Annotated in this window: 27 protein-coding genes; 15 read left to right on the top strand and 12 right to left on the bottom strand. The window is 42.8% G+C overall.

The annotated features are described in order from the left end of the window. Positions 1 to 500 precede the first annotated feature (500 nt). From AC1DQW_RS25145 to AC1DQW_RS25155, 3 genes are all read right to left on the bottom strand, one after another. Complete coding sequence (locus tag AC1DQW_RS25145; RefSeq protein ID WP_477456565.1) at positions 501 to 1469, bottom strand: zinc-binding alcohol dehydrogenase family protein; 969 nt, start codon at positions 1467 to 1469, stop codon at positions 501 to 503. A 56-nt stretch (positions 1470 to 1525) separates the two neighbouring features. Next, a complete protein-coding gene (locus AC1DQW_RS25150; protein ID WP_477456566.1) occupies positions 1526 to 1945 on the bottom strand; it encodes an ester cyclase in 420 nt (139 codons plus the stop codon). Between the two features lie 112 nt (positions 1946 to 2057). Further along, positions 2058 to 2660, bottom strand: a complete 603-nt coding sequence (locus tag AC1DQW_RS25155) for a Crp/Fnr family transcriptional regulator (RefSeq protein WP_477456567.1) — start codon at positions 2658 to 2660, stop codon at positions 2058 to 2060. Between the two features lie 270 nt (positions 2661 to 2930). Here AC1DQW_RS25155 and AC1DQW_RS25160 point away from each other — a divergent pair, with 270 nt between their 5' ends. Then, complete coding sequence (locus AC1DQW_RS25160) at positions 2931 to 3467, top strand: hypothetical protein (protein ID WP_477456568.1); 537 nt, start codon at positions 2931 to 2933, stop codon at positions 3465 to 3467. A gap of 369 nt (positions 3468 to 3836) precedes the next feature. Here AC1DQW_RS25160 and AC1DQW_RS25165 read toward each other — a convergent pair whose 3' ends face one another. Next, positions 3837 to 4436 (bottom strand): GIN domain-containing protein, encoded by a 600-nt coding sequence (locus tag AC1DQW_RS25165; RefSeq protein WP_477456569.1) that lies wholly within the window; start codon positions 4434 to 4436, stop codon positions 3837 to 3839. A gap of 556 nt (positions 4437 to 4992) precedes the next feature. Here AC1DQW_RS25165 and AC1DQW_RS25170 point away from each other — a divergent pair. The 3 genes from AC1DQW_RS25170 (at position 4993) to dinB (ending at position 6538) form a co-directional block, all read left to right on the top strand. Next, on the top strand, positions 4993 to 5124 hold the full coding sequence (locus tag AC1DQW_RS25170) for a hypothetical protein (RefSeq protein WP_477456570.1): 132 nt from the start codon (positions 4993 to 4995) through the stop codon (positions 5122 to 5124). A 33-nt stretch (positions 5125 to 5157) separates the two neighbouring features. Continuing rightward, on the top strand, positions 5158 to 5343 hold the full coding sequence (locus AC1DQW_RS25175) for a hypothetical protein (RefSeq protein WP_477456571.1): 186 nt from the start codon (positions 5158 to 5160) through the stop codon (positions 5341 to 5343). A 76-nt stretch (positions 5344 to 5419) separates the two neighbouring features. Further along, positions 5420 to 6538 (top strand): DNA polymerase IV, encoded by a 1119-nt coding sequence (dinB, locus tag AC1DQW_RS25180; RefSeq protein ID WP_477456572.1) that lies wholly within the window; start codon positions 5420 to 5422, stop codon positions 6536 to 6538. A gap of 62 nt (positions 6539 to 6600) precedes the next feature. On the opposite strand, the gene AC1DQW_RS25185 is transcribed toward dinB, so the two are convergent. From AC1DQW_RS25185 to recJ, 3 genes are all read right to left on the bottom strand, one after another. After that, positions 6601 to 8124: a GH3 auxin-responsive promoter family protein gene (locus AC1DQW_RS25185; RefSeq protein ID WP_477456573.1), complete on the bottom strand. Its 1524-nt coding sequence runs from the start codon at positions 8122 to 8124 to the stop codon at positions 6601 to 6603. Between the two features lie 6 nt (positions 8125 to 8130). After that, positions 8131 to 8871, bottom strand: coding sequence for an LPS export ABC transporter ATP-binding protein (lptB, locus tag AC1DQW_RS25190; RefSeq protein WP_477401172.1), 741 nt, complete (start codon positions 8869 to 8871; stop codon positions 8131 to 8133). A 112-nt stretch (positions 8872 to 8983) separates the two neighbouring features. After that, positions 8984 to 10690: a single-stranded-DNA-specific exonuclease RecJ gene (gene recJ, locus AC1DQW_RS25195; RefSeq protein ID WP_477456574.1), complete on the bottom strand. Its 1707-nt coding sequence runs from the start codon at positions 10688 to 10690 to the stop codon at positions 8984 to 8986. Positions 10691 to 10775: 85 nt separating this feature from the next. Here recJ and AC1DQW_RS25200 point away from each other — a divergent pair, with 85 nt between their 5' ends. Beyond that, the gene (locus tag AC1DQW_RS25200; protein ID WP_477456575.1) at positions 10776 to 11549 is read left to right on the top strand and encodes an MBL fold metallo-hydrolase; all 774 of its coding nucleotides are present in this window, start codon (positions 10776 to 10778) and stop codon (positions 11547 to 11549) included. On the opposite strand, the gene AC1DQW_RS25205 is transcribed toward AC1DQW_RS25200, so the two are convergent. After that, a complete protein-coding gene (locus tag AC1DQW_RS25205; protein WP_477401177.1) occupies positions 11546 to 11965 on the bottom strand; it encodes a response regulator in 420 nt (139 codons plus the stop codon). The genes AC1DQW_RS25200 and AC1DQW_RS25205 overlap by 4 nt on opposite strands. 453 nt (positions 11966 to 12418) lie before the next feature. On the opposite strand from AC1DQW_RS25205, the gene AC1DQW_RS25210 reads away from it, so the two are divergent. From AC1DQW_RS25210 to AC1DQW_RS25220, 3 genes are all read left to right on the top strand, one after another. Continuing rightward, positions 12419 to 13456, top strand: a complete 1038-nt coding sequence (locus AC1DQW_RS25210; RefSeq protein WP_477456576.1) for an LLM class flavin-dependent oxidoreductase — start codon at positions 12419 to 12421, stop codon at positions 13454 to 13456. Between the two features lie 145 nt (positions 13457 to 13601). Continuing rightward, positions 13602 to 14336 (top strand): acyl-CoA desaturase, encoded by a 735-nt coding sequence (locus AC1DQW_RS25215; protein ID WP_477401180.1) that lies wholly within the window; start codon positions 13602 to 13604, stop codon positions 14334 to 14336. A gap of 159 nt (positions 14337 to 14495) precedes the next feature. Continuing rightward, positions 14496 to 15752, top strand: a complete 1257-nt coding sequence (locus AC1DQW_RS25220; RefSeq protein WP_477456577.1) for a pyridoxal phosphate-dependent aminotransferase — start codon at positions 14496 to 14498, stop codon at positions 15750 to 15752. A gap of 113 nt (positions 15753 to 15865) precedes the next feature. Here AC1DQW_RS25220 and AC1DQW_RS25225 read toward each other — a convergent pair whose 3' ends face one another. Together AC1DQW_RS25225 and folP are read right to left on the bottom strand one after the other, a co-directional pair. Beyond that, on the bottom strand, positions 15866 to 18763 hold the full coding sequence (locus tag AC1DQW_RS25225) for a DEAD/DEAH box helicase (protein ID WP_477456578.1): 2898 nt from the start codon (positions 18761 to 18763) through the stop codon (positions 15866 to 15868). 139 nt (positions 18764 to 18902) lie between these two features. Beyond that, positions 18903 to 19760, bottom strand: a complete 858-nt coding sequence (gene folP, locus AC1DQW_RS25230) for a dihydropteroate synthase (RefSeq protein WP_477456579.1) — start codon at positions 19758 to 19760, stop codon at positions 18903 to 18905. A gap of 183 nt (positions 19761 to 19943) precedes the next feature. On the opposite strand from folP, the gene AC1DQW_RS25235 reads away from it, so the two are divergent. Genes AC1DQW_RS25235 through AC1DQW_RS25255 form a run of 5 tightly spaced genes read left to right on the top strand, consistent with a single transcriptional unit; the run spans position 19944 to position 24021 of the window. Then, positions 19944 to 20423 carry a DUF1599 domain-containing protein gene (locus AC1DQW_RS25235; protein ID WP_477401185.1) on the top strand — a complete coding sequence of 160 codons (480 nt, stop codon included), beginning with the start codon at positions 19944 to 19946 and terminating at the stop codon, positions 20421 to 20423. A 1-nt stretch (position 20424) separates the two neighbouring features. Next, positions 20425 to 21576 carry a BT_3928 family protein gene (locus AC1DQW_RS25240; RefSeq protein ID WP_477456580.1) on the top strand — a complete coding sequence of 384 codons (1152 nt, stop codon included), beginning with the start codon at positions 20425 to 20427 and terminating at the stop codon, positions 21574 to 21576. Positions 21577 to 21579: 3 nt separating this feature from the next. Continuing rightward, positions 21580 to 22638, top strand: coding sequence for an ABC transporter permease (locus tag AC1DQW_RS25245; RefSeq protein WP_477456581.1), 1059 nt, complete (start codon positions 21580 to 21582; stop codon positions 22636 to 22638). A gap of 7 nt (positions 22639 to 22645) precedes the next feature. After that, positions 22646 to 23149: a shikimate kinase gene (locus AC1DQW_RS25250; RefSeq protein ID WP_477456582.1), complete on the top strand. Its 504-nt coding sequence runs from the start codon at positions 22646 to 22648 to the stop codon at positions 23147 to 23149. A 35-nt stretch (positions 23150 to 23184) separates the two neighbouring features. Continuing rightward, on the top strand, positions 23185 to 24021 hold the full coding sequence (locus tag AC1DQW_RS25255; RefSeq protein ID WP_477456583.1) for a maleylpyruvate isomerase N-terminal domain-containing protein: 837 nt from the start codon (positions 23185 to 23187) through the stop codon (positions 24019 to 24021). Here the strand turns inward: AC1DQW_RS25255 and AC1DQW_RS25260 are convergent, their stop codons facing one another. Continuing rightward, positions 24022 to 24207, bottom strand: a complete 186-nt coding sequence (locus tag AC1DQW_RS25260) for a hypothetical protein (protein WP_477401190.1) — start codon at positions 24205 to 24207, stop codon at positions 24022 to 24024. It abuts the gene before it with no gap. A 94-nt stretch (positions 24208 to 24301) separates the two neighbouring features. Here AC1DQW_RS25260 and AC1DQW_RS25265 point away from each other — a divergent pair, with 94 nt between their 5' ends. After that, positions 24302 to 25240 (top strand): SPFH domain-containing protein, encoded by a 939-nt coding sequence (locus AC1DQW_RS25265; protein WP_477456584.1) that lies wholly within the window; start codon positions 24302 to 24304, stop codon positions 25238 to 25240. A gap of 20 nt (positions 25241 to 25260) precedes the next feature. Beyond that, on the top strand, positions 25261 to 25812 hold the full coding sequence (locus AC1DQW_RS25270) for a DUF922 domain-containing protein (RefSeq protein ID WP_477456585.1): 552 nt from the start codon (positions 25261 to 25263) through the stop codon (positions 25810 to 25812). Positions 25813 to 26136: 324 nt separating this feature from the next. On the opposite strand, the gene AC1DQW_RS25275 is transcribed toward AC1DQW_RS25270, so the two are convergent. Further along, a partial coding sequence (locus AC1DQW_RS25275) for an OmpA family protein (protein ID WP_477456586.1) occupies positions 26137 to 26469 on the bottom strand: 333 nt, incomplete at its 5' end.

Below are 26469 nucleotides of genomic sequence, written 5' to 3' on the forward strand. Positions count from 1 at the left end.
CTGTAGCGGTGCAAAGAAAGTTACTGGAAATGGCCTATACAATATACAAAACTAAGAAACCATACCAGGCGGAATACTTACAAAATCAACAACAGGAGAAACAAGAATTACAAGAAGCGTGTATAAATAATTAGAGCAACCCCTAAGGGCTGCCCTAAACAGGCTAACATAAAAGCCGCCTTAAAAATCAAATATAAAATAAATCATAAGGATTACTTGCATATCAACACAGAATCTCGCAATGACGGTCTGTTTTTTTATTTTTAGACAGCCTCTGAGAAACAGAGGGGTGGTTTTCTATCAAAAGCGACAAGTAGTGATGTGTTAAAATTTAAAGTTGTATGGAAAACAGTATAGTGCGTAGCCGCACATATAACGTGCTAAGAAAATAGGGTTAATGGCAATTGTGAAAACACCAGCGTGCCCGAAGAGAGACTCGAACTCTCCGGAGCTGGTTATCGACTCCTCTGATACATTTTTTTGTACCTCAATTTAATTCATCACGGCAGTACAACTATTTTTCCACCTGCGGTATTACTTTCCATAAGCATGTGTGCTGCCACAATTTCATCAAGTGTAAACGTACGGCCGATGTTCAGTTTTATGAGCCCGGTTTCAATATCCCGGATAAATTGTTGAAAATGTTGTCTGCCGACCCTAATTTGACCGCTATCATAAACGGTGAGATTGACGGTAGCGGGAATGTATTCCATCGGCGCGAAATCGGTAATAGACCACTGTTCGGATAACATACCGGTCATGCAAACGGTGCCTCCCGGTTCAGCGCACGCAAGCGAATCTTTCAATGTGGAAGTACCAACCAGTTCCAGCACTTTATTTACACCTGCGGGAAAGTGCTGTTTTAGCTTAACAGCTAAACTTCCATCGTCGATCAGAACGTGATCGGCGCCATTCTGCAACAGGAGTTGTTCCTTTTGATGATTCCTGGTAGTAGCAATAACCCTGAGTCCACTTATTTTAGCAAGCTGTGTGGCCAGCATTCCGATAGAAGAAGTGCCGCCCCTGATGAGCAGGGTTTCATCTTTTTGGATCTTCAGCGCAAGATGGAGCGAACCATACACCGTTTGAAACATTTCGGGTATAGCCCCAAGCTGTTCCCACGATAACCGACTCTCAAAAGGATAAAGAATAGCCCTGGGCAGTACCGCATACTCTGCATAGCTGCCGTCAAAATCCCGTCCCATGCCTCCCATAAAGGCGGCTACCTTTTGCCCTGTTTTCAATTCTCCGCCGGGGTCAGTTTCAACTTCGCCCACGCATTCAATACCAAGTACCCTCGGAAAGATCACTCCCGGTGACAGGCCCTTGCGGGTCATCAGTTCTGACCTGTTCAGCCCGAACGCTTTTATCTTAACCAATACCTCGCCATCTCCCGGATTGGGCAATGGCCTTTCCCGGATAACAAAATTTCCGGGACCGCCCGCACTTAATAATACTGCTGCTTTCATATGCTACTACCTGGGTGTTGTTTAAAATATGGTCTCAATAAATCAGCCTCTTTCAATCAGTTCGCCGGTACTGCGCCAATTTGCTGCAGTAAATCAAGAAGATCTGGCTGACCAAATTCTTCAATTATCTGGCTGCCCGAAAAACGGTAAAAATTGATAGCCCCTACTTCAATTGATTTCCCGGAGGGGGGTACACCAAAAAAAGTGCCCTGATGTGTTCCGCGCATTGTATAACGAGCCGCCACCTGGTCGTTTTCGGCTATCATGTCGTCCAGTGTCCATTGGATATCCGGGAAGCCCGAGCGCATCATATGTATAATCTCTAAGTAGCCTGCGGGGCCGCGCATAGGGTCAGGTCGTCCCGGCACGTAAAATATGGCATCCGGGGAAATCAGTTCATCTGCCAATGCTTCATTGGCGGTATTGATGAACTCCACAAAACGGTGCATAATGGCTTTATTATTTTCGGTTACCATGTTGGTTATATGTTTTAATTGAACTATCTGTTAAATCAGGACAAAGGTGACCATTCGGGGCCTGGCCAACCAATAAACAACTTTAAGAAATACCCTTAAGATAGTTTAAGGGTTAGCCTTTATGGGCAAGGCTTTTGCGGATTGTGCTTAGAAATTCAGGAGTAATGCCCAGGTAAGAGGCGATCTGCGTATTGGGCAGGCGGTTACTGAGGTTGGGATACTGTTTTAGGAAAAATTCGTATCGTTCTTCCGCTGTCGAGCTTATGTTTTGAAGTACCCTGTTTTGTAACTCAATGTATTTTTTTTCTATAATGATCCGAAAATTGCGGTCGAATTTGTGATAGTTGATATACAAATTTAAAAGATCATCATGCTTAATCTGCAACACAATAGTTGGTTCGATAGCTTCTATGTATAGCTGACTTGGTTTTTCAGAATAGAAGCTACTCAAATCAATAATCCAGTCATTTTCTGCCGAAAACTCAATATTATGTTCTTTACCGTTTTTGTCTACAGCATACATTTTCAGGCAGCCCGAAACAACAAATGTAAAGTGACTGCACACATCGCCCTGCTGCAAAATGAATTGACGACGTTTAACCTTACGTTCGGTGAAACGCGACATCAATTCATCACATTCCTTACTATTAAGCGGAAAGTAGTTACTAAAATATTTTATCAAACTTGCTATTGATGCATCTTTAGTGGTTAACATTTATGAAAGATAAGTACAATAGCATAAAATTTTATCAAAATATAACATGTTTATGTGTCATAGCGGACAAAGGTAAGCGGCATGTGCACCAGGGGTAAAAACCAGGCAACAATGAGCGGTGATTATCGCGCCAGCTATCAGTGTTGGGTAAGTGCCAACGGCCGCCTTTTATGAATTACGCTTGCATTGCATTTGTTAACAAAAAGATAACATAGGACCCTGTATCACATCTGTTTATGCCGTCGTAACAAGTATAAATATCACACAACAATGAAAAATAAATACCATCTGCTGTTATTCGGCCTGCTCACCGGGATGACGCTGTTTTTATCCTGCACTAAAAAAAACGATGTGCGAAACGAGCTAAAAATTGATGATAAAAATTTAACCTCCTGCGGATCCGGTGCCGGCTGCGAATACCTGTTTACGGAACAAGCGGACTTAAATGCCGACAACAGTTTTAAGCCAGGCCCCTATCGTTTATTCTGGTTTAAAGAACAATCTTCCGGTTTCTCAACGTCTATCTACATAAAGGCTCCGATGCAGGGAAATAGCTTTAAACTGACCAAGGCAGACCTGTTGGCTGGCCGGGTAATTTTCAACCAGTCGTGCCCGGCTTGTAACCTGGTTCTTTTTAAACTGGCAGACGGTTATGTAAAAGGGGTAAACACTACGCCGGAAAAACGGGCAGACCAGGCACGATGGCTGCTTGAAGGTAAAGTGATATTACAAGGCGCGTCGGATCCATCTTTCAAGGATACGGTTTTTGTAAAGCAATACTTCAGTCCTAATTTTGTCTTTGATTAGGTGTCCTTTTCGGGCAGCCAACTTCATTGCTTCGTTCCTACCCATAACGTGTTTTCAAAAAAAACTTTTTGTCATCCTGAACGGAGTGAAGGATCTACTCTCCGCCATACTTCTTCGCCCTATACAGTCTACGAATAGATCCTTCGTTCCTACCCATGACAAGTTGTAGAATCCCAGACTTACGAAGTTTTTAAAACTTCGTAAGTCTTTCGCCGATTGTCATTTCTCCCTTCAGAGTCGCGAAATTTTACCACTCGCAATGGCGGCGGGAAGAGGGGACTGAAACAAAAAACTCCCCAAAACAAAAAAGCCACCTGCTTAGCAGATAGCTCCTGTAATATATGATGGACTTTTGCAAAAGTCTGGTACTTACATGCCAATTGCGTTGCTGCCCATACCGGCAGTAAAAATGGCTTTGTTTTCAACTAAGTGACTTACAGCAAAGTTGTTGCTTATAACGTTCGACTGGATTGCCCTGTTAAGGTTTAATTCTTCGGTAGCACCTTTTAATTCGGCTATTGCATGATCTTTTACGGTTACGGTGGTACTAAAAGCATCTAAGTTTAAGCTGGCTACGGCATTGTTGTGCAAATCGATGTTAAATTCAATTTTTGATAGTTTACCGAATGATTTTACGGAGGAGTTATCAAATACCGAAACGGAACGCAAGTTGGCAGCGCTTACCCAAACTACCAGTTTTTCGTTGGTGTATGAGGCAATGCTTAGTACGCCATTTTTGGTTTGAACCAAGGCGCGTTCGGCGTAGTATTTATTGTAAACTTTTACCTGGTCTTGAGTTGCATCAGAGATGTATAGCTCCACATTGCCGTGAACTTCTATTTTATTGATGGTGCTGATATCATTTAATACGGTGAAGGCATCAATTGTTAATGAGTTGGCATAGGTTGATTTTGTTAATCCTAACACAACAATAAACATTGTGATTACGGATAAAATTTTGGTTTTCATTGTTTTATTTTTTAATTGTGAGTTAATTAATTGTATTGCTTATCTATGAATACAACCAAAAAACGGGGCCAATTTTAACCCGATATTGTCGCCCTGTGGGGTTATCTACTGGTGTCCTGTTTTCTACTGCAAAGGTGTGGTTTCTTTGGGTTAAATTATTCATCTTAGTGTAATTATTACACTAAGTTTTTTTGATGCATTTTTTAGCAGGTGGTATGATGTTAATATATCTTGATTTAAATTAATATAACTCGATATAGCTTGACTTTAAGGATTTATTTAATTGCTTAACCTGAATATTTACCATTCATTTTATTTTACGACTGTGTAAAATGGCACGATGTAGGCAATGGTTTTTGGTCTGTTAGTGGTGCTTTTACCATCCGTAAGGCCGGCGCAGTACGCATAAAGCCCGGCCTGGCGGTGGCGGCAATATGCCTTGATTAAGTTTTCATTTTATTAGGTTTTAGGTATAAAAGTGTCAATTTGTAAAAACGATAAGTTGTTGATAGTCAGTATATATAGTGTTCCATGTCGTGTTTTGACAAAATATAAAGTGTTGATAATCAATGCTAAGGCGTTCCATGCCGTTCCGGGTGTACCAGGCGTTCCGGTGGAACGGTTTTGGGGATATCCTGGCATATTACTTCATTTAGCCGAAGCGAAAGATCTTGATTTTTGGGATTAAATGCGGATATTCGGATAGATACGAATAAATAGCATGACTATGAATAGCGGGTATAAACTTAACCTGGAATGGATTCCCCTGGCGTATAGAAGCACGGGCGATACAAAAGGAAAGGACGATAAGATCCACGTTCGGGCAGATGCCAGGCAGGAGGCAGAACCTGCCAAAACGGGAATAAAGGGGATCTATAAGCGGGGTGCAAAAAAGCTTAATCACTAATACTGTAGTAAAGGTCGGTCGATTAGAAATTCCGGATTCCTTTTTGGAAGCCGCGGTGCTTATATTTGCATTACCGATGCCGAACCAACCCATACAGCTCATCCGTAAAATTATCCATATTGATATGGATGCATTCTACGCGTCTGTTGAGCAGCGGGACTTCCCGGAATACCGGGGCAAACCTTTGGTGGTTGGTGGCCTGCCGCAGGGCCGTGGTGGTGTTGTTGCAACAGCCAGTTACGAGGCACGTAAGTTTGGCATTCGCTCTGCTATGTCATCAAAAAGGGCCTTGCAGCTGTGCCCCGACGCCTTGTTTGTAAGGCCGCGCTTTGCGGCTTACAAGGAAGTATCGCAGCACATCAGGGAGATCTTCAGCCGGTATACCGACCTCATAGAACCGCTTTCTTTAGATGAGGCTTACCTTGATGTAACCAACGATAAACTCAACATAGGCTCGGCCATTGACATTGCCAGGCAGATAAAGCAAGCCATTAAAGACGAGTTGAACCTCACGGCATCCGCAGGGGTATCTATCAATAAATTTGTAGCCAAAATAGCATCGGATATCAACAAGCCTGATGGTTTGAAGTTTATCGGTCCATCAAATATTGAGGCCTTTATGGAGGCTTTGCCGGTTGAAAAGTTTTTTGGCGTAGGGAAGGTAACAGCCCAAAAAATGAAGCAAATGGGCCTGCACACCGGCGCCGATCTCAAGAAACTCAGCGAGGAGGAAATGACCAGGCACTTTGGCAAGCCCGGCCGGTTTTACTACCAGATAGTGCGTGGCATAGATAACCGCGAAGTGCAGCCCCATCGCGAAACCAAATCATTAGGTGCCGAGGACACCTTTGCATATGATCTTACTACCCTGTCCGAAATGGAAATTGAGCTGGATAAAATAGCCCAAACGGTTCACAAACGCCTGGTTCAATATGAGCTGAAAGGCCGGACCCTTACCCTCAAAGTAAAGTACAGCGATTTCAGGCAGATCACCCGCAACCAATCGTTCGCCACTGCTTTTAACGACCTGGAAACCATCAGCCAAACGGCTAAACAACTCATAGCAGCCACCAATCCCGAGGACAGCCGCATCAGGCTATTGGGCATCTCATTATCCAACTTTGGTGATATTGTACCTAAACATAAACAGGAAAAAGAAGCCGGTCCGGGTGATCAGCTAACTTTGAAGTTATAGGAGGTGTAAACTTATGGTAAGGTCCCGGCTGGCTTTATCTTTTGATCCTAATCTCGCGGGCTTTACAAGCCTACCAGCTCCATCACCTTCAAAATAGCATCTACATATTCGCGGTCGTTTGCTAAACGCGGTACTTTGTTCTGGCCGCCCAGTTTGCCTTTTTCCTTCATCCAGTTAAAAAAGGTGCCTTCGGGGGCAAGGCGTACTATCGGCCGGCGCAGGGCCAGGTCTTTAAAACGCTTGGCATCATAATCGGAATTGATGCGGCGCAAGGTTTCATCCAGCAGGTCAACAAAGCGTTCAAACTCGGCAGGTTTCTTTTCAAACTCAATAATCCATTCGTGGGCGCCGCAGTCGTTGCCGTTAAAGTATACCGGGGCAGCAGTGTACTCGCGAATGATTGCGCCGGTTTGGCGGCACGCTTCTTCCAGTGCCTGCTCGGCATTGTCAATAATAACTTCTTCGCCAAACGCATTAATATAATGTTTGGTTCTGCCGGTAACCCGGATCCGGAAAGGTGCCAGCGACGAAAATTTAATGGTATCGCCAATCATGTACCTCCAGAGGCCCGCATTGGTGCTGATGATGAGCGCGTAATTTTTATCCAATTCCACTTCATCAAGCGTAAGCGTTTGAGGGTTTTCATCATGCAGGTTCTCCAACGGTAAAAACTCGTAAAAGATACCATAGTCAAGCATCAGCAACATATCGCCGGGCTCTTTGGTATCCTGGATGCCGAAGAAACCTTCGGATGCGTTGTAGTTTTCCAGGTAATACATATCATCGCTGGGGATCAGGTTTTTAAACTGCTCGCGATAGGGCGTAAAATTAACTGCGCCATGAAAATACATTTCCAGGTTGGGCCAAACCTCCAGCAGGTTCTTTTTACCGGTGATCTCGAGTACGCGTTTAAACAATACCAGGTTCCAGGTAGGCACGCCGCTGATGCTGGTTACATTCACATCTTTAGTGGCAATGGCCATCTTTTCAATCTTCTCTTCAAAATTTTCCAGTAAGGCTATATCCAGTTCGGGTGTGCGGTGAAATTCGGCCCAAAGGGGCAGGTTTTTCATGATCACAGCCGAGAGGTCGCCAAAAGAAGTATCGGCACTTAGCGGGCTCACCTGGTGACTGCCACCCAGGGTGAGGATTTTACCCGTAAACATGCGGGCATTTGGCTGATTATTAAAATAGATGGTAAGCAGGTCTTTGCCGCCTTTAAAGTGGCATTCTTCCAGCGCCTCCTCACTTACGGGGATAAACTTGCTCCTGTCGCTGGTGGTACCCGATGATTTGGCAAACCATCGGATCTCTGACGGCCAGAGTACGTTTTTTTCGCCTTTGAGCATCCGCTCGATGTAGGGCTTAAGCGTATCGTAGGTTTGGATAGGCACCCGTTCTTTAAACTGGGTAAGGTTATCAATACTTTTATAATGATACCTGCGGCCCCATTCCGTGCTTTCGGCCATCGATATCAGCTGCTCAAACCATTCCTCCTGTACTTCATTAGGGTATTTCATAAAAAGCTCTATCTGGTGGATACGCTTCTTCATAAACCATGTAAATACGGAGTTGAAAATTGTCATATAAGCTTATTGAGGAAATACTTTTCTTTTTAAAACAAAGTTTGCACCCAGGTATACCTTACGCACCATTTCGTTCTCGGCCAATATCTCGGGCACACCCGATTCCAGGATCTTACCTTCAAAAAGGAGGTAAGCGCGGTCTGTAATTGATAGGGTTTCCTGTACGTTGTGATCGGTAATGAGGATACCAATATTGCGGTGCCTCAGTTTTGCAACCATTGCCTGGATCTCTTCTACCGCAATAGGGTCAACCCCCGCAAAGGGTTCATCCAGCAGAATAAAGTTAGGCTCGGCAGCAAGGGCGCGGGCAATTTCGGTACGGCGGCGTTCACCTCCGGATAGCAGGTCGCCGCGGTTTTTACGAACTTTATGCAGGCTGAACTCATCTATCAGCTCCTCCAGTTTATCGCGTTGCCTGTCTTTAGGCATGGTACCCATTTCCAGTACCGCTTTTATATTATCCTCTACAGAAAGCTTACGGAAAACGGAAGCCTCCTGCGCCAGGTAACCAATACCCTTTTGCGCACGGCGATACATGGGATCGCCGGTAATATTTTTATTATCCAGGAAAATATCACCTTCATTGGGCTTTATTAAACCCACAATCATATAAAATGAGGTGGTTTTTCCCGCGCCGTTCGGCCCCAGCAAACCAACTATCTCACCCTGCGCCACTTCGAAGGATACGTCGTTAACAACGGTTCGCTGTTTGTATTTCTTTACTAAATTTTCTGCTCTTAGTATCATTCTCTTATTTTTCCGACCCGTCATTGCGAGGTACGAAGCAATCCCTTACTGTACTGGGCGGACAAGCAGATCGGGGATTGCTTCGTACCTCGCAATGACGGTTGTGTGTAGCTTACGCTTCTATCTTTATGCCTTTTATGTTCAACTGTATCGTCCGTCTCTCGCGCCAAACGTTTTCTTCAATGCTGTAGCAAATATCAAACGGAACGCCGTTTTTTAACTGGGACAGGTATTCACCGTGGTTAAAGGCAATGCAGTCAAACGCTGCCGAGCCTTCCTGCATTATGGCCATTTTTATATGCGCCGAACCTACCAGGCCCGCATTACCGCTAACATACACATTTTTACTTATGAAAACAGGCGCCATATTCTCGGGCCCGAAAGGTGCAAATTGGTTCAATATCCTGAAAAATTTCGGTTCTATCTGGCTTAAACGTAATTCGGCGTCAATTTGTATCTGCTGAATTAATTGTTCGGGCAATATGGTGGCGCTTACCACTTGTTCAAACCTCTCTTTAAACGCTTCCACATTTTCCGGATGCATGGTTAGGCCTGCTGCATACTTATGGCCCCCAAACTGGATCAGCAGATCTTTGCACCCGCAAAGAGCCTCATAAAGATCATACCCCAGAACAGAACGTGCCGAACCCGCTACGTGGCCGTTTGATTGTGTAAGCACAATGGTTGGACGATAATATTTTTCGGTTAGGCGTGATGCCACAATGCCAATAACGCCCTTATGCCAGTCCTTATTAAATACCACGGTTGATTTTTTGCCTATCAGGATCTCATCATTATCTATTATACCCAGGGCTTCATCGGTGATGGTTAGGTCGTGCCCCTTCCGCTCGGTATTGCGGGTGTTGATCATAAGGCCTTTTGCTTTCGCCACATTTTCGTCGCAGGCTATCAACAGTTCAACCGCATGCTTGGCGTCATCAATACGCCCGGCGGCGTTAATGCGCGGACCTATCAGGAACACCACATCAGATATGGTTAAGTTACCTGTGCTTCTGCCGGCTACTTCTATTAATGTTTTTACCCCTATGCAGGGACCGGTATTTATTTTTTGCAGGCCGAAATACGCCAGCACCCGGTTTTCGCCGGTGATGTGTACAATATCGCAGGATATGCTGATACAAACCAGGTCGAGATAAATGGTTACCTCTTCAAAAGCGATGTCGTTTTTTTCGGCATAAGCCTGTATCAGTTTAAACCCAATTCCGCAGCCGGATAGTTCTTTGTACGGGTATTCGCAATCAGAACGTTTGGGATCAAGTACAGCGGTAGCGGCCGGCAGCTCGGCACCAGGAAGATGGTGATCGCAAATAATAAAATCAACACCTAAAGTATGGGCATAAGCAATTTTATCCACTGATTTAATTCCGCAATCCAGCGCAATGATGAGGGTAAAGCCATTTTTGGCTGCATAATCTATTCCCTCGGTTGATATGCCATAACCCTCTTTATACCGGTCAGGAATATAATATTCCAGGTTTGTGTACCGCTTGCTAAAAAAACCATAAACAGTAGCTACTGCTGTAGTGCCGTCAACATCATAATCGCCGTATACTAATATCTTTTCGCCGGCGGCAATTGCAGCTTCAATGCGTTCAATGGCTTTCTCCATATCCTTCATCAGGAATGGATCATGCAGGTGGCGCTGATCGGGCCTGAAAAAGTAACGGGCTTCCTCATAATTGCTTATTCCCCTGTTAACCAGTAAGGTACTTAAAACGGTATCAATGTTAAGTTCGGCGGCTAATTTGCTTACCAATACTTCATCAGCATTATCCCTTACCGCCCAACGTTTATTCATATCTTTGTGCCTTTTAAAACAGTAAATATACTTATTGACTTTTTAAACAGACAAAGTTACATTCAAAATCTGACACATCGTTGCTATGGAAATTTTCGCGTTAGGAGAGGGCTCATATTCAGTTGATTCAACTAAAAAATTTATCCCCTTTAACCCCGAGACTGATAATTTCAGGGACCGACCGGGTTCATTGTTCATCCATGTAAACCCTTTCCTGATAAAAACCGGCCATGATCTCATCGTATTAGATACCGGACTTGGCTTTAAAGATACCCGCGATGAGCTCATTCTGCATCAAAACATCCGCAACGCGGGTTTCGACCCTGATGATGTTACTTTGGTACTGATGTCGCACCTGCATTATGATCATTCTGGCGGTTTGGTAGTCGAGCGCAATGGCAAACTGGAACCCAGCTTTCCGCAAGCCAGGCATGTGATACAAAAAGGGGAATGGGAGTTTGGGATAACCGGGAAGTCCTCGTCCTATCATAAAGAGATCTTTGAAGCTTTGCAAGATGCTAACATTACTTTGGTAGAAGGTAGCGGCGATTTGGCACCCGGAATAAGATATGAACTATCCGGCGGACATTGCCCCTTTCACCAGGTTTTTTGGATAGATATAGAGGGTACTAAGGTGCTTTTTGGTGGCGATGAACTACCGGAACCCGAGCAACTGATAAGGAAGTTTATAGCAAAATATGATATGGACGGGCGCAAAGCAATGCAGCTGCGTGAAGGCTATGGGAAATTAGCATCGGAAGAAGGATGGACATGCCTGTTTTATCATGCCAAATCATTTGCCGTCGGCAATGTAAGCAGTGATGATGGCGGCGAACATTTTAAAGTTACGCCTGCTTAATCCTGGGATTGAACCTCAAAAAGTTCCTTGATCTTTTCTACGTTGAGCGGTTTACTGATAAAATCTTTAACCAATGGGTATGAGCGTGCTTTATTGATGTCGTTACTAAATACAGATGATGATATGATAAAGATCTTGCTTTTGCCCAGTGGATCGAGGTTTAAACGTTTGTATTCGTCCAAAAACTCCCATCCGTTCATGATAGGCATGTTAATATCAAGTAATATATAATCGGGTAATTTACCTGGGTCTTTGCTCTGGATCTCTGATAGTTGTTCAATAGCAAATTTACCGTTCAGGCAGGCCATAATCTCGGTATTTAATAAAGCCTTTTTTATTAATTTAATGGAGATGAAGTTATTGATCTCATCATCATCAACCAATAATACACTAACGGATTTTGTGTTAATTGTCATAATTCGTTTAAAATCGATATGCTTTATACGGAACAATAAATTAAAAGGTTATACCCCTAAAAGTTGTATTTTAATAATTGTTTCATGCGCAGGGTGATAAATTTGGGGCTAAGAACGTTTTAATTTTCAATATTCTTAATCTGATCGATAGATTTTGCGGATATAAAGCATCCTATTTTAACTGAATAATTGCTTATTTGGTATTTGCGATCAATAAAAATCACCTTTTATTGATAACTATTTTAAAATGCAAATTTCATACGTGCAGATGGCGGTTTTTAGCGGCTTTGCAAATCGTTTCGATTTTAAATAGAACAAAGCACATATTTAATTAAGGTTTCTTTGTTGGGGTTAAATATTTAACAGGTTTTTTAAAAGTAATTCCAAAGCCATAAAACCAAAGCCATAATCATTGCAGGCAACCCTATGCTTATTTTTGTGTTGATATAAAATATGGATACAAAGAAAATTCGCTTAAGTGTGCTTGATCAGTCGCCGGTTAGAAAAGGCGCCACCGCCGAGCTCGCTGTAAAAGAGACTATACAACTGGCAAAACTTGCCGATGAATTAGGATATACCCGTTATTGGGTATCCGAACACCATAACACCGGGAGTTTAGCCGGCTCAACTCCCGAAGTATTGATAGCCCACCTGGCAGGGCAAACCCAAAAGATGCGGATTGGCTCGGGCGGTATCATGATGCCCAACCACAGTACTTTAAAGGTTGCCGAAAACTTCAGGATGCTGGAAGCCTTGTTTCCGGGCCGTATTGATCTGGGGATGGGGCGCGCGCCAGGAACCGATCGTATTACAGCATCGGTATTAAATCCATCTAACCAGTTTAAGGAACAGGATTTTGTGGAGCAGCTGGCCGATTTAAATAACTATTTCCATGATACTTATGAGCCGGGTACCATACAGGCTAAAATAAGAGCTATACCGCAGGTTAAAACTGTGCCTGCTCAATGGCTGTTAAGCTCCAGTGGGCAAAGCGGTTTATTTGCAGCGCATTTTGGTATGGGCTTTTCCTTTGCTCATTTCATCAACCCTAATGGCGGACCGCAGAATGTTAAATTATACAGGGAGCGTTTTCAACCATCTGATGACCTTGCGCTGCCGGTAGTAAATGTAGCCATATTTGTTTTTTGCTCCGAAGATGAGGAAAAGATTAAACAACACCAGGCCGTAATGGATCACCGTTTCCTGCAGTTTGAAAAAGGCGGCCCAATTTTGCCTTTAAGTTACGATGACGTAAAGGACGAAGTATATTCTGCACATGACCAGGAGCGTATCCGCTATAACCGCTACCGGGTAATTACCGGTACACCATCCGAAATAAAATTGAAATTAACCTGGCTGGCAAATGATTATGGTATTGATGAAATTATGGCGGTAACTATCACCGAGAATTTTGACGACAGGCTGCAATCCTACAGATTACTTGCCCGCCAGTTTGAATTACAGCAATCATTACAAAAAATTATTTCATAGAAAAAAGGCTGCTATTTAAATAGATTTGGCCTTTCTTCATGTAAAATTCACGTCAAACATATTGCACAAAAACTTTTTATCGGTTTTAATCGTATCTTTGGAAAGATTATAAATAACAATTCATTTTTCTAATTATTCTAATTCAGTGGTAATAATAATATTCTTCATAGCGCACTGGTTCCTGTCGCTATTTTTCCAAACGTTCTTTTTACACAGGTATGCATCTCACAAAATGTTCACTACCAATAAGTTTTTTGAGGGAACATTTTACCTGCTAACTTTTATTTGCCAGGGCTCATCATTTTTAAATCCGCGTGCCTATGCTATTATGCACCGCGAGCATCACGCTTATAGTGACACCGAAAAAGATCCACATTCTCCGCATTTTTTTAAAGATGTTTTCCAGATGATGGTTTACACTGCTAAAAGTTATCGCATGCACGAGAGAAAGCTGATAGAGCCCGAAGCGCGTTTTAAAGGGAATATTCCGGAATGGCGCACYATCGATTATATTGGTTCATCAATGGTATCGCGCATTGCTTTTGGTATATTATACATTGCTTTTTACGTTGTTTTTGCTACCCAATGGTGGATGTACCTGTTAATCCCTATCCATTTTTTAATGGGGCCTATTCATGGCGCTATTGTTAACTGGTGCGGTCATAAATATGGTTATGCCAACTTTGATAACGGCGATAAATCAAAAAATACAACACCATTTGATTTTTTAATGCTTGGCGAATTGTTCCAGAACAATCACCACAAACGACCCAACCGTGCAAATTTCGGCGCAAAATGGTTCGAGATCGATCCGGTTTATCCCGTTATGAAAATGATGCACTGGATGCATATAATCAGGTTAAGGAAAGCATATTTGTAAGTAGCTGAAGGCAGAAAGCTAAAAGCAGAAAGCAAAATACAAACTATATAAGGCGATGGAGATCATGATTCCATCGCTTTTTTGTTTAGAAAGCTTTCTGCTTTGAGCCTTTGGCTTTCAGCTTTTCCCCCTATATTTGCCGCTCATAAAATTCACAACATGAGTGTTTCTTTATTAGCTCAAAATTTACACGGGTCCGAGATCATCAAGATTGCCGGCGAGATAAACGAATTAAAACGACAAGGCCAGAATATCGCTAATTTAACCATTGGTGATTTTGATTCCAACATTTATCCTATACCTGCCGATTTAAAGGCCGGCATTGTAGATGCCTATAACCATAACCAAACTAACTACCCACCTGCCGATGGGATGTTAAACCTGCGCGAAAGCGTTTCGGTATTTTTAAGCAGCAGGATGGGGCTGAACTATAAGGCTAACGAAATATTGATTTCGGGTGGCTCACGCCCGCTTATTTATTCAACCTTTCTGGCATTAGTTGATCCGGGCGATAAAGTGGTTTTTCCGGCGCCATCATGGAACAATAACCATTACAGCGATCTTACCTGTGCCGAAGCAATAATTATTGAAACCAGGCCCGAAAATAATTTTATGCCTACGGCGGATGAAATTCGTCCGCATTTAAAAGGCGCAACCTTACTGGCCCTTTGTTCTCCACTGAACCCAACCGGCACCATGTTCAATAAAAAGGACCTGGAAGAAATTTGCGACCTCGTGATTGCCGAAAACAAAACCCGGGCAGCCGGCGAAAAACCATTGTATTTGCTGTACGATCAGATCTATTCGCAATTAACTTTTGGCGATTTTAAACACTATGATCCGGTTACCCTTCGCCCGGAACTTAGAGACTATACCGTATTTATTGACGGTGCATCCAAATGTTTTGCCTCCACTGGTGTACGTGTGGGCTGGGGTTTTGGCCCGGCAAACATTATTGATAACATGAAAGCCATAGTTGGCCACATGGGTGCGTGGTCGCCAAAGGCCGAGCAGGTCGCCATGGCTCATTTTATAAAGGACGCAGCTGCTGTTGATACTTATTTAGATGATTTAAAAGGAAAGATCCAGGCCAGCCTGAATACACTGCACGAAGGCTTCCAGGCACTTAAAGCCGAAGGTTTTAGTGTTGACTCTATTATCCCGATGGGGGCCATTTACCTTACGCTCAAAATAGATTATACAGGCAAAACCACGCCGGACGGAACGATTTTGAACGATTCTGCAGATATAAATTTCTACCTTATCAAAGAAGCCAAAGTAGCTTTAGTGCCTTTTTCAGCATTCGGTACCGATCATTCGGTTAACTGGTTCCGTGCATCTGTAGGGGCAATCACCCTGGAAGATATTCAGCAAATGATACCAAGGATTAAGGAAGCGTTGGGGAAATTGAAGTAGATAGCAATCAATTATGATGTTATTGCGAGCGCAGCGCGGCAATTGCGAACTGTGGGGGTCCACTCTGTATAGTATGCGATTGCTTCGTACCTCGCAATGACATTAAGTATTTTTTACCCCAATATCTCCTTAATATCATCCACAGAAAGCGACTTGATAAAGCTCTCCTCGGTTGTAATAAGTGCACGGCTGAGGCTTAGCTTGCGTTGTTGCAATGCCAATATCTTTTCCTCAACAGAATCTTTGGTGATAAATTTATAGATGAAAACGTTTTTGGTTTGGCCTATGCGATGTGTACGGTCAATAGCCTGTTGTTCCACTGCCGGGTTCCACCATGGGTCGAGGATGAAAACGTAATCAGCCTCGGTAAGGTTAAGACCTACACCGCCGGCTTTTATCGAGATCAGGAATACTCTCGTTTTTACATCTTCCTGGAACTGTTTTACTACATCGCCGCGGTTTTGGGTACTGCCATCCAAATAAACGTAGGGTACGCCTTCCATATCAAAATGTTCGCGGTAAATGGCAAGCTGTTTTACAAATTGAGAAAATATGAGCACCTTATGTCCGCCATCCAGCACGTTGGCCAGGGTATGCACCACATCTTCAAACTTGCCGCTATCACCCTCGTAATCCTTATCAATCATGATAGGGTGATTGGCTATCTGTCTCAGTTTAATCAAACCCTGTAAAACCTGTATCTGGGTTTTGGCAAATGTACCATCCTCCAGGCTTTTCAATAATTCATTGCGATACTCTGATTTCACTTTTTCATAAACCGATGCCTGTTCTTCGCTCATCTGGCAATAAAAAAGGTTCTCGGTTTTTGGCGGCAACTCGGTGGCTACCTGCTCTTTGGTACGGCGTAAAACAAAAGGTTTTATCAGAGCCTGCAGTTTGCGGGCTTTATCTTCATCCTTTTTCTTTTCTATAGGCGAAACAAACTCGTTCTGGAAAAACTGTTGATTCCCCAGCAACCCGGGATTAATGAACGACATTTGTGTCCACAGGTCATTCACCGAGTTTTCTACCGGGGTACCACTCAATATCAGTTTAAAGCGCGATTTAAGTTGTTTAACCGCCTGGAACGATTTTGAAGATGGGTTTTTGATGTTCTGGCTTTCATCCAGTATCACATAATCAAAAAAGTAGCCCTTAAACATATCGATGTCTATCCGGCTGATGCCATAGGTAGTAATCACCACATCATAATTGGCAAATACATCTGCAGACCGGTAACGCAGCGTACCGGTATGCACCATGAGCCTTAACTGTGGGGCAAACTTTTTTGCCTCGTTGAGCCAGTTGTAAATAAGCGAAGTGGGCATGATCACCAGGGAGGTGCTTTTGCTGCCTTCGGCCTCTGTAAATTCCTTATGCTTTTGCAGCAGGGCAAGGGTTTGTATGGTTTTACCCAAACCCATATCATCGGCAAGGCAGCCGCCAAAATGGTATTGCTTTAAAAAGTGGAACCAATTGTATCCGGCCTTTTGATAAGGCCTTAGGTGGCCTTCAAAGTTCAGGGGCATATCTACCTCTTCCAGTTCTTCAAAGTTGCTTAGTTTTTGCAGCTTGCGGGTCATGGCAACGTTGGCCATTTCACCTTCGGCAAGATCGGTTACCAGGCCTATATGGTGGCGGCGTAGTTTCAGGTCATTACCACCCTCGGTAAAGTGCAAAAGGTTGCCATATTGCGAAAACCATTTTTCGGGTATCACCGCTATCTCGCCGGATGGCAGTATGAATTCCTTTTTATGGTTAAGGATATGATTTTTAAGCTGTATAAACGGGATACGATACGGGCCGAACCATACAATGGCATGGATGTCAAACCAGTCGTTATTTTCTTTAACTTCAAGGTCAATCTTGCTGTTGCCAAAAACATAGCGCTTTTGACCTTCGGGCTGCTCAATTTCAAACCCTTGTTCAATCAATTGATCATGATACTGATTAAGCCATTCAAATACCGAGAAGGAATGATCGGCATCTTCATCGTGCTTATTATCAACTTCCAGGTTTTGGAATAGGGTTGATACTGTTTTAAGTCCCAGCTGCTCTAACTGGAGCATCTTCCCTTTTTCCCAGGTGGTAGATCGTTTAATGCGATGAAATAGGTAATCATCCCCATTCTTTTCCATTCTTACGGATATGGTTCTGCCATCGCCATAAGGGAAAATATATCCCGCGTATTTAAAGTACAGTTGTAATTGCGATGTGCCGCCCTCCACATAAATAGGTTTTAGCACCGGCAGGGCATCATACTTTTCGGTGTTGATGGTAAATCCCTCGGCATAAACATTATGTTTTTCTATCAGTGGCGCAACAAATTTTTCAAAGTATGATTGTTCAGATGATCTGGGAATGGCAATGAAACGCTTATTAAGAAAGGGAACCAGTTTTTTACCTTCTATCTCCTTATCAAAATAATACAGTGTATCATCCAGCAACATCCAGGCTGGGTGGTTGCAAATGATCTCGGCATTTTTAAACATGAACTCAATGCGCAGTCCCTGGTATTTGATGGTAGGGAAATACCTGATCTCCTCCTCGTTACGCCTGAAATGGAACAGCACCGAAGCAGGCTCGGTAGCTATCTGCAGCTTTCGCTCGCCAGGGTAGCCTTCCTTGCTCATCTGGTACACCTGTTTATTGCATAGCAGGTTCAGGGCTTCGGCCATGCGTTTCTCCAGTTTAGGGCGAATGGTGTCAAATAGTTGCTCGGTAAATATTTTTGAGAAGAACTCGAACGGACGAATGGGCTTTTTATAAAACTTTTTGATCACGTTGCCCTGTTCCATCTCTTCCAATATCTTAATAAGCTTCAGGTCGACCTCATCAATACAATGGATAAATTCCTTAGCTGTATTGGAAAATAAGCGCTGGTGGGTTAATGAAAATTCGCCGTTTGGGTTAAGCTGAACGATGTGGGGCTCAATAACATAGCCGAGGTAATCATGCCGGGCAATGGCATAAATTATCTGGCATGGTTTGGTACTGTCGACTCGTAGCATTAACTTCTGATAAAAAATTTAGAGAAGTTACATCAACAAAAAATTCAAACGTAATGAGAATTTGCTGTAATTGAAAATATTTTGTGTTTTTTATTATGGATAGGAGGAAGGGAGATGATTAATGAAGTGTGATAACGCATCAGTAGTTATTAACAGCCTCCCATATCTTTATCGCTTCAACGGCCTCCTTTATATCGTGCACCCTTAAAATATTGGCTCCTTTGCTTAAGGCAATGGTATTTAAAACCGAAGTGCCGTTCAGGGCCTCGGCGGCGGTACCGCCAAGCAGGCCATATATCATTTTCTTACGTGATATACCAGCCAGTAGCGGCAGGCCTAAAATATCGAATTCCTGTAAACGGCGTATCAGCGTATAATTATGCTCCTGTTTTTTAGCAAAGCCAAAGCCGGGATCAATGATCACATCATGAACCCCCAGTTGCTTTAATTGCTGATATTTAGAAACAAAATAACCAAGCACTTCATCAAAAACATCATCGTATTGCGCCATTTGGGTCATGTTTTGCGGAGTTCCTTTCATGTGCATTAAAATAAAGGGGACCTGCAAACGGGCTACGGTATTAAACATGTCGGTATCCAACATCCCGCCCGATATATCATTAATTATATGCGCTCCCGCTTTAATAGCGGCCTCTGCAACCTTCGCGCGAAAGGTATCTATAGATAAAACGGTATCGGGAAAAGTTTTTGCAATTACCTCAACAACAGGTAGCAGGCGGTCGGTTTCTTCGGTAGCAGAAATATCATCTGCGCCCGGGCGCGACGAGTATGCACCAAGGTCTAAAAAGACAGCGCCATCTGCCAGCATTTTTTCTGCCTGTTGCACCGCCTCGTCAACATTTGGTTTGCGGCTGCCGGCATAAAACGAGTCGGGTGTAATGTTAATAATGCCCATCACTTTTGGGGTGGATAGATCAATTAGTTTGCCTCCGGCATTTAGGGTAACTTTTTTGCGAAAAAATGTATCTTTAACCACTTTGTTTGGTGTAATGTTAAAAGGTTGAAATGTTTTAATGTTGTAAAGTTACTTAACTTTGCAGCTGGTGCATTGCTCCGTAAATTAAACATTTCAACTTTACATCGATACAACATTACAACAGCTAAATTGAACACATCAGCAGAATACGACTCCGTAATAAACAATTGTAAGGGACTTTTTATGAAGAAGACCCGCGACTATGGCACTGCCTGGCGCATCCTTCGTCCTCAATCCATTACCGACCAGATTTTTATTAAAGCACAACGCATCCGCACACTCGAAGAAAAAAAGATTTCGAAAGTTGGAGAAGATATTACCGGCGAATACATAGGCATTGTTAACTATTGTGTTATAGCCATGATGCAGCTTGATAGCACAGCCGATACCCCAACGGAATTGGCTGTTGAACATGTGGAGCGATTATTTGACGAAAAAGTACTGGAAACAAAAGAACTGATGTTTGCCAAAAATCATGATTATGGCGAAGCCTGGCGCGATATGCGCATCAGCTCCTTAACCGATCTGATACTTATGAAGCTGCTGCGTGTAAAACAAATTGAAGATAATAAAGGCCTTACCGAAGCATCAGAAGGTGTAAAGGCTAATTACCAGGACATGCTGAACTATGCAGTATTTGCCCTCATAAAATTGGGATTGTAATATGAAGAATGGCCTTATTTGGTTTTGCAGGATAGCAGTAGGCTTACTGTTTATATTTTCGGGCCTCATAAAAGCGAACGACCCATTGGGCTTCTCCTACAAGCTGGAAGAATATTTTGAGGTCTTCCATATTATGTTCCTTAACAACTTCGCGCTCACCATTGCTATTTTGCTTTGCGCATTAGAAATGCTGCTTGGTTTTGCCCTGCTTATTGGCGCACGTGCGGTAAAGGTTGCCTGGGGATTGCTGCTGCTCATCATCTTTTTTGGCTTTTTAACCTTTTATTCGGCATTTTTTAAGGTGGTGCAAACCTGTGGCTGTTTTGGTGATGCTATCCCGCTTACGCCATGGCAATCCTTTAGTAAGGATATGGTTTTGCTGGTGTTGGTGGCTGTACTTTTTGTAAACCGGACTAAAATAAAACCTTTATTTAGTGCCAATGCCGGTGATAAATGGCTCATAGGCGCGGCGATTGTTTCGGTAGGTTTTGGGTTGTATACTTACAATTTTTTGCCGATAGTTGATTTTTTACCTTATAAAATCGGCGCTAATATCCCAGCGGAAATGGATACGCCGCCAAATGCGCCAAAGGATGTGTTTGTACTTACCTATCACCTTAAAAATAAAAAAACCAAAGAAACTAAGGTGATGACCGATAAGGAATACCTGAGTACCAATATTTGGCAGGATGCCAATTGGGAAGTGATAGGCGACCCCGAAAACCGCCTGGTTAAAAAGGGGTACGAGCCTAAGATACGCGACCTTTCCATTCAGGATGCACAGCGGAACGACTTTACTAAGGAATTGCTCGCAAGTCCGTTTTATACCATCATTATCGTAGCCTATGATTTGGATAAAATCAATGGGGAGGCAATAAACCGCTTAAACGCGCTGGCCATAAACGCGACAGAAAATTATAACATCCGTACCATATTGTTAACCTCCAATTCGGCGCAAAGTGCCCAGGCTTTTGCCAAGGCACACAAACTCATAAGTGAAATTTTTTATGCCGATGGCGTGCCACTTAAAACCATGATCCGCTCCAATCCAGGTGTGATCTTGTTGAAGGGGGGAGTGATTGTTAATAAGTGGCACCATCACTCGGCACCTAAATATGACGACCTGGTTAAAAATTATTTTCAAAAGCAATAAATCATGATCAGCTACCTCATCCGCAAATTACTTTACGGACTGGCAGTTATGCTGGGTGTGGTACTGGTGGTTTTCTTTTTGTTCAATATTCTGCCTGTTGATCCCGCCCGGATGACCCAGGGGCAACGTGCCGATGTGCAGTCATTACAAGCTGTGCGCAAGGAGTTTGGCCTGGATAAATCTAAGCCCATACAGTTTGCTTATTATCTGAATGATCTTTCGCCGGTTGGGATCCACCTGAATACTAAGGATGAGCAGCAGCGATATCACTATGTAAAACTGTTTGGGGTAAGTAAGGCCAAAGTGCTTGCTTTGAAATGGCCTTACCTGCGGCGGTCTTACCAAACGCGTAAGGATGTTACTACGCTGCTTTTAGAGGTTATCCCCAATACATTGATACTGGCAACTACCGCTATGATATTTGCCATTGTTATAGGTGTGTTTTTAGGGGTGCTGAGTGCTGTCCATAAAGATACCTGGATAGACAAGCTGGCCATTGCATTCTCCACTTTGGGTATATCAGCACCGTCATTTTTTGCAGGAATCATCATAGCGTGGATCTTTGGCTTTGAGTTGAGTAAGTATACCGGCCTTAATATGTCGGGAAGTTTGTATAGTTATGATCCTTTCAAAGGCGAAGTTATCAGCCTGAAAAATTTAATATTACCGATGATTACTTTGGGCTTGCGTCCGCTGGCCATTATTGTGCAGCTTACACGCAATGCTATGCTCGACGTTTTGGGGCAGGACTATATTCGCACCGCTAAAGCAAAGGGCTTGAGTAACCGCGCTGTTATTTACAGACATGCGTTAAAAAATGCGCTGAACCCGGTTATTACCGCTATAGCCAATTGGTTTGCATCGCTGTTGGCAGGGTCTTTTTTTGTGGAATACATTTTTGGTTATAATGGCTTGGGTAAGGCCACAGTTGATGCTCTTGAAATGTCCGATTTTCCCGTTGTAATGGGCTCCATCCTTTTCATTGCGTTTATTTTTGTAGTGATCAGTATTTTGGTAGATATTATTTATGTTTGGATCGATCCGCGGGTAAAATTAAGCTGATATTATTATGAAATACTTTTTAGTCGGGTTTATGGGCTGCGGCAAAACCACCTGGGGTCGTAAACTGGCTGCCAAATTGGGCTACGAATTTATTGATCTTGATCATGTGCTGGAAGAGAATATCGGCATGAGCATAGCCGAATATTTTTCGAGTTTTGGAGAGGATGCTTTCCGCAAGATGGAATCGGATATATTGAAACAAACTAAATATCCTGAAAATGTGATCATATCAACTGGCGGCGGCCTGCCTTGTTTTTTTGATAATATGAGTTGGATGAATGCCAACGGCAATACCCTCTACATTAAATTATCGCCCAAAACATTAGCCGACAGGCTGGAGGGTAGTAAAACTATACGCCCGGTACTTCAGGGAAAAAGGGGTGCTGAACTGGTTGAGTTTATCACCGGCAAACTGGCGGAGCGCGAAAACTTTTACCTGCAGGCTCATCATCATGTTGATGGTATTGATTTGTCGGTTGAGAAGCTGGAGGATGTGATAACCTCTTCATAAGTTACTGTTATTGTAAGCAAATAATATATGCCATAATGACGAATGAAATCATAGCGGTAAAACATCTTTTTAAGCCATTAGATGATAAGCTTATTGAGCTGCTTGAATCACTTAGCCCGGATGATTGGAACAAACAAACCGTAGCTAAAGCCTGGAAAGTAAAGGATGTAGTATCGCATTTATTAGATGGTAATATTCGCGCGTTATCCATTCAAAGGGATAAGTATTTTGGCGAACAGCCGCCTGCTATCAATTCATATACAGAGCTGGTAAACTGGCTCAATATGTTAAATGCCGATTGGATAAAAGCATCAAAAAGGATTAGTCCGGATGTTTTGATTATCCTTCACAAAGCCACCGGCCATTTATCCACCACTTATCACCAATCCTTAAATCTTAATGACCCTGCCATATTTCCTGTCGATTGGGCTGGTGAATCTGAAAGTTTAAACTGGATGCACCTTGCGCGCGAATACACCGAAAAGTGGCACCATCAGCAACAAATCAGGGAAGCCACCTGCCGGGATGGTATCATGACCAAAGAGTTATTTTATCCATGCATTGATACTTTTTTTAGAGCATTACCCTATACTTTTAAAAATATTGACGCCCCAATCGGTACGGTGATCAAAATTACCATTAATACCAACATTGGCGGCGACTGGTACCTGCAAAAATTGGAAGATAAATGGACTTTATTGAAAGATATGGTTTTAAATGACTTGGCGGCCACGGTTAGTATTCCGCCAGAAATATCCTGGAAGTTGTTTTCAAAAAGCATCCGCCCGGATGAGATCAGGGATAAAGTAATAATGTTGGGTGATGCCGAACTGGCCGGGCAGGTGCTTAAAATGGTATCTGTAATGGCTTAATTACACTTCATCTTTGGTAGTGCGCACCAGGCTGATGCCGGTGAAGAAAAATAGGATGGATATAATACCCACTACTACCAATGTGGTGGCCTGGCCACTGTGATTTATAACTCCAATGCCCGTATAAATTAAGCCGATAATACCAAGCACAGTAAGTATGGCTCCGAAAGTACGTTTTAGGTTCATGATAGTTTTGCGCTGTTTTTATTAAGCATTTTATATAAAAACAAATAGCACACCAATAATTTACCTTATATTTATTTAATTAATAATGCTGCTTATGACTGGTCAAATCATCACAATTGTTATTGTATTTATTTTATTGATCATAATTTTATCATCCTTTGTGTCTGTAAAACAGGGCACAATAGTGGTAATTACAATATTCGGTAAGTATCGCCGGATACTTACACCCGGGCTTAATTTTAAATTACCATTTATTGAAAATATCTATTCCAAAATATCAATACAGAATCGCTCTGTCGAACTGGAGTTCCAGGCGGTAACTTATGATCAGGCCAATGTTTATTTTAAAGCGATGCTGTTGTACTCAGTGCTTGATCAGCAGGAAGAAACCATTAAGAACGTGGCCTTTAAATTTGTTGATGAGCGTAATCTGATGCAGGCGCTTATTCGTACCGTTGAAGGATCTATCCGGGCCTTTGTAGCCACCAAACGCCAAAGTGAGGTATTGATATTAAGGCGAGATATTGTGGAACACGTAAAAGAACAGTTAGATGTAATACTCGAAGGCTGGGGTTACCATCTGCAGGACTTGCAACTAAATGATATTACTTTTGATGATGTTATCATGAAATCAATGAGCCAGGTAGTTGCATCAAACAACCTGAAAGCCGCTGCCGAAAATGAAGGTCAGGCCCTGTTGATAACCAAAACTAAAGCTGCCGAGGCTGAGGGTAATGCCATCAAGATCTCGGCGCAGGCTGAACGTGAGGCTGCACAACTGCGGGGCCAGGGTATTGCCCTGTTCCGTGAGGAGGTGGCCCGCGGCATGACCGTAGCAGCTAAAGAAATGGCAGGCGCCAATATGGATACCTCGGTAATTTTATTTACCATGTGGACAGAATCCATCAAACACTTCTCTGAAAACTCAAAAGGAAATGTGATATTCCTTGATGGCTCAACCGAAGCCATGCAACATACATTAAAAGAAATGATGGCCTTAAACCTTTTACATGCCGACAATGTCAAAAAGTGAAAGTTTTAACCTGTATTTGAATGAAAAAAGGATTTGTGATGTTGATTGGCGTAATCGCCGTGTTTTTAGGAATTAACAAGGCAAAGGGGCAGCAGTATCAGCAATATCACCAGTTAACTGTTAATGATTTTTTAGGTTCACCGCGGGCAAACGCCAGGGGAGTAGTTGCTTATACCAATTGCACTATTAATTTCAAATACGAGGTAAGTAACCGAAACGGAAGTTATATATTAAATGCCATAGTAAATCTTGCGCTCAATAATAACCTGTCATGGCTTGATAGGGGCAGGGTGACGTCCCGGGAAATGATGGACGAAGTTTTAAAACATGAGCAGGGGCATTATTTGATAGCCTACCTGGAGCAGCAGGAATTGCTGCGGCAAATAGGGCAAAGCCGCTTTAGCCGTAATTACAGGCATGAGGCAATGGAGCTCTTTAATCGTATTGATGCAAGGTATAAGAAGCTTAACGCTGATTATGATGAAGATACTCAACACATGACCAATCGCCAGCAGCAGTACAGCTGGGATTTGTATTTTCAAAAAAGGTTAGAATATATCCCAGAGGAATAGAAATTCCCCGCCCAGGGTATATAGTGAATTAAATAATACAGTCTGTAAATAGTAATAGCTTATCTATAATTGTTCCTTTTCTCCCAGGAGTCCTCCCGCTATTCATACTTAATGATGTTAGTCGGCGACTTTTGGATTACATATCTCAACCCAGGTTTTATCTTTTTTGTCTCAATCCTTATTGTTTTATTGTAAAACTATAGGTACACCAGTTTTGAAAGCGATTGCGTCCATCCCTGCTAAAAATTCATAAATCCTAAATTGTGTAAAAGCAAAAAAGGCTCCGGGTTATCCGGAGCCTTCGCAAATAATATTTTATTAAAATTATTTTTGTTTGAACTGAACGCGACGGTTTAATACACGTCCTTCTTCGGTTGAGTTATCAGCAATCGGGTTGGTTTCACCAAAGCCTTTTACTTTCACTTTTTTAGCATCAACACCAGAGTTAACCAAGTAAGTTTTTACAGAGTTAGCACGATCTTTTGATAATTGCAGGTTGTGAGCAGCAGTACCTTCAGATGAAGCGAAACCATCAACTTCAACACCTTTACCAGCAGCCCTTAAGTCGGCAGAAGTAGCATCTAATACAGGGTAAGAAGAAGTGCGTAAAACTGAGCTGTCAAATTCAAACTGGATGTTTGAGTAAGCAGTGCCCAC

Source organism: Mucilaginibacter sp. P5_A4, assembly GCF_056400605.1.

Coding starts and splice junctions, on each gene's coding strand:
- AC1DQW_RS25210 (WP_477456576.1), top strand. CDS start 12,419: ATGGATACAAAGAAAATTCGCTTAAGTGTGCTTGATCAGTCGCCGGTT.
- AC1DQW_RS25165 (WP_477456569.1), bottom strand. CDS start 4,436: ATGAAAACCAAAATTTTATCCGTAATCACAATGTTTATTGTTGTGTTA.
- AC1DQW_RS25245 (WP_477456581.1), top strand. CDS start 21,580: ATGATCAGCTACCTCATCCGCAAATTACTTTACGGACTGGCAGTTATG.
- recJ (WP_477456574.1), bottom strand. CDS start 10,690: ATGAATAAACGTTGGGCGGTAAGGGATAATGCTGATGAAGTATTGGTA.
- AC1DQW_RS25155 (WP_477456567.1), bottom strand. CDS start 2,660: ATGTTAACCACTAAAGATGCATCAATAGCAAGTTTGATAAAATATTTT.
- lptB (WP_477401172.1), bottom strand. CDS start 8,871: ATGATACTAAGAGCAGAAAATTTAGTAAAGAAATACAAACAGCGAACC.
- AC1DQW_RS25220 (WP_477456577.1), top strand. CDS start 14,496: ATGAGTGTTTCTTTATTAGCTCAAAATTTACACGGGTCCGAGATCATC.
- AC1DQW_RS25240 (WP_477456580.1), top strand. CDS start 20,425: ATGAAGAATGGCCTTATTTGGTTTTGCAGGATAGCAGTAGGCTTACTG.
- AC1DQW_RS25260 (WP_477401190.1), bottom strand. CDS start 24,207: ATGAACCTAAAACGTACTTTCGGAGCCATACTTACTGTGCTTGGTATT.
- AC1DQW_RS25200 (WP_477456575.1), top strand. CDS start 10,776: ATGGAAATTTTCGCGTTAGGAGAGGGCTCATATTCAGTTGATTCAACT.
- AC1DQW_RS25225 (WP_477456578.1), bottom strand. CDS start 18,763: ATGCTACGAGTCGACAGTACCAAACCATGCCAGATAATTTATGCCATT.
- AC1DQW_RS25160 (WP_477456568.1), top strand. CDS start 2,931: ATGAAAAATAAATACCATCTGCTGTTATTCGGCCTGCTCACCGGGATG.
- AC1DQW_RS25250 (WP_477456582.1), top strand. CDS start 22,646: ATGAAATACTTTTTAGTCGGGTTTATGGGCTGCGGCAAAACCACCTGG.
- AC1DQW_RS25255 (WP_477456583.1), top strand. CDS start 23,185: ATGACGAATGAAATCATAGCGGTAAAACATCTTTTTAAGCCATTAGAT.
- AC1DQW_RS25145 (WP_477456565.1), bottom strand. CDS start 1,469: ATGAAAGCAGCAGTATTATTAAGTGCGGGCGGTCCCGGAAATTTTGTT.
- AC1DQW_RS25235 (WP_477401185.1), top strand. CDS start 19,944: ATGAAGAAGACCCGCGACTATGGCACTGCCTGGCGCATCCTTCGTCCT.
- AC1DQW_RS25265 (WP_477456584.1), top strand. CDS start 24,302: ATGACTGGTCAAATCATCACAATTGTTATTGTATTTATTTTATTGATC.
- dinB (WP_477456572.1), top strand. CDS start 5,420: ATGCCGAACCAACCCATACAGCTCATCCGTAAAATTATCCATATTGAT.
- AC1DQW_RS25205 (WP_477401177.1), bottom strand. CDS start 11,965: ATGACAATTAACACAAAATCCGTTAGTGTATTATTGGTTGATGATGAT.
- AC1DQW_RS25150 (WP_477456566.1), bottom strand. CDS start 1,945: ATGGTAACCGAAAATAATAAAGCCATTATGCACCGTTTTGTGGAGTTC.
- AC1DQW_RS25175 (WP_477456571.1), top strand. CDS start 5,158: ATGACTATGAATAGCGGGTATAAACTTAACCTGGAATGGATTCCCCTG.
- AC1DQW_RS25185 (WP_477456573.1), bottom strand. CDS start 8,124: ATGACAATTTTCAACTCCGTATTTACATGGTTTATGAAGAAGCGTATC.
- AC1DQW_RS25270 (WP_477456585.1), top strand. CDS start 25,261: ATGAAAAAAGGATTTGTGATGTTGATTGGCGTAATCGCCGTGTTTTTA.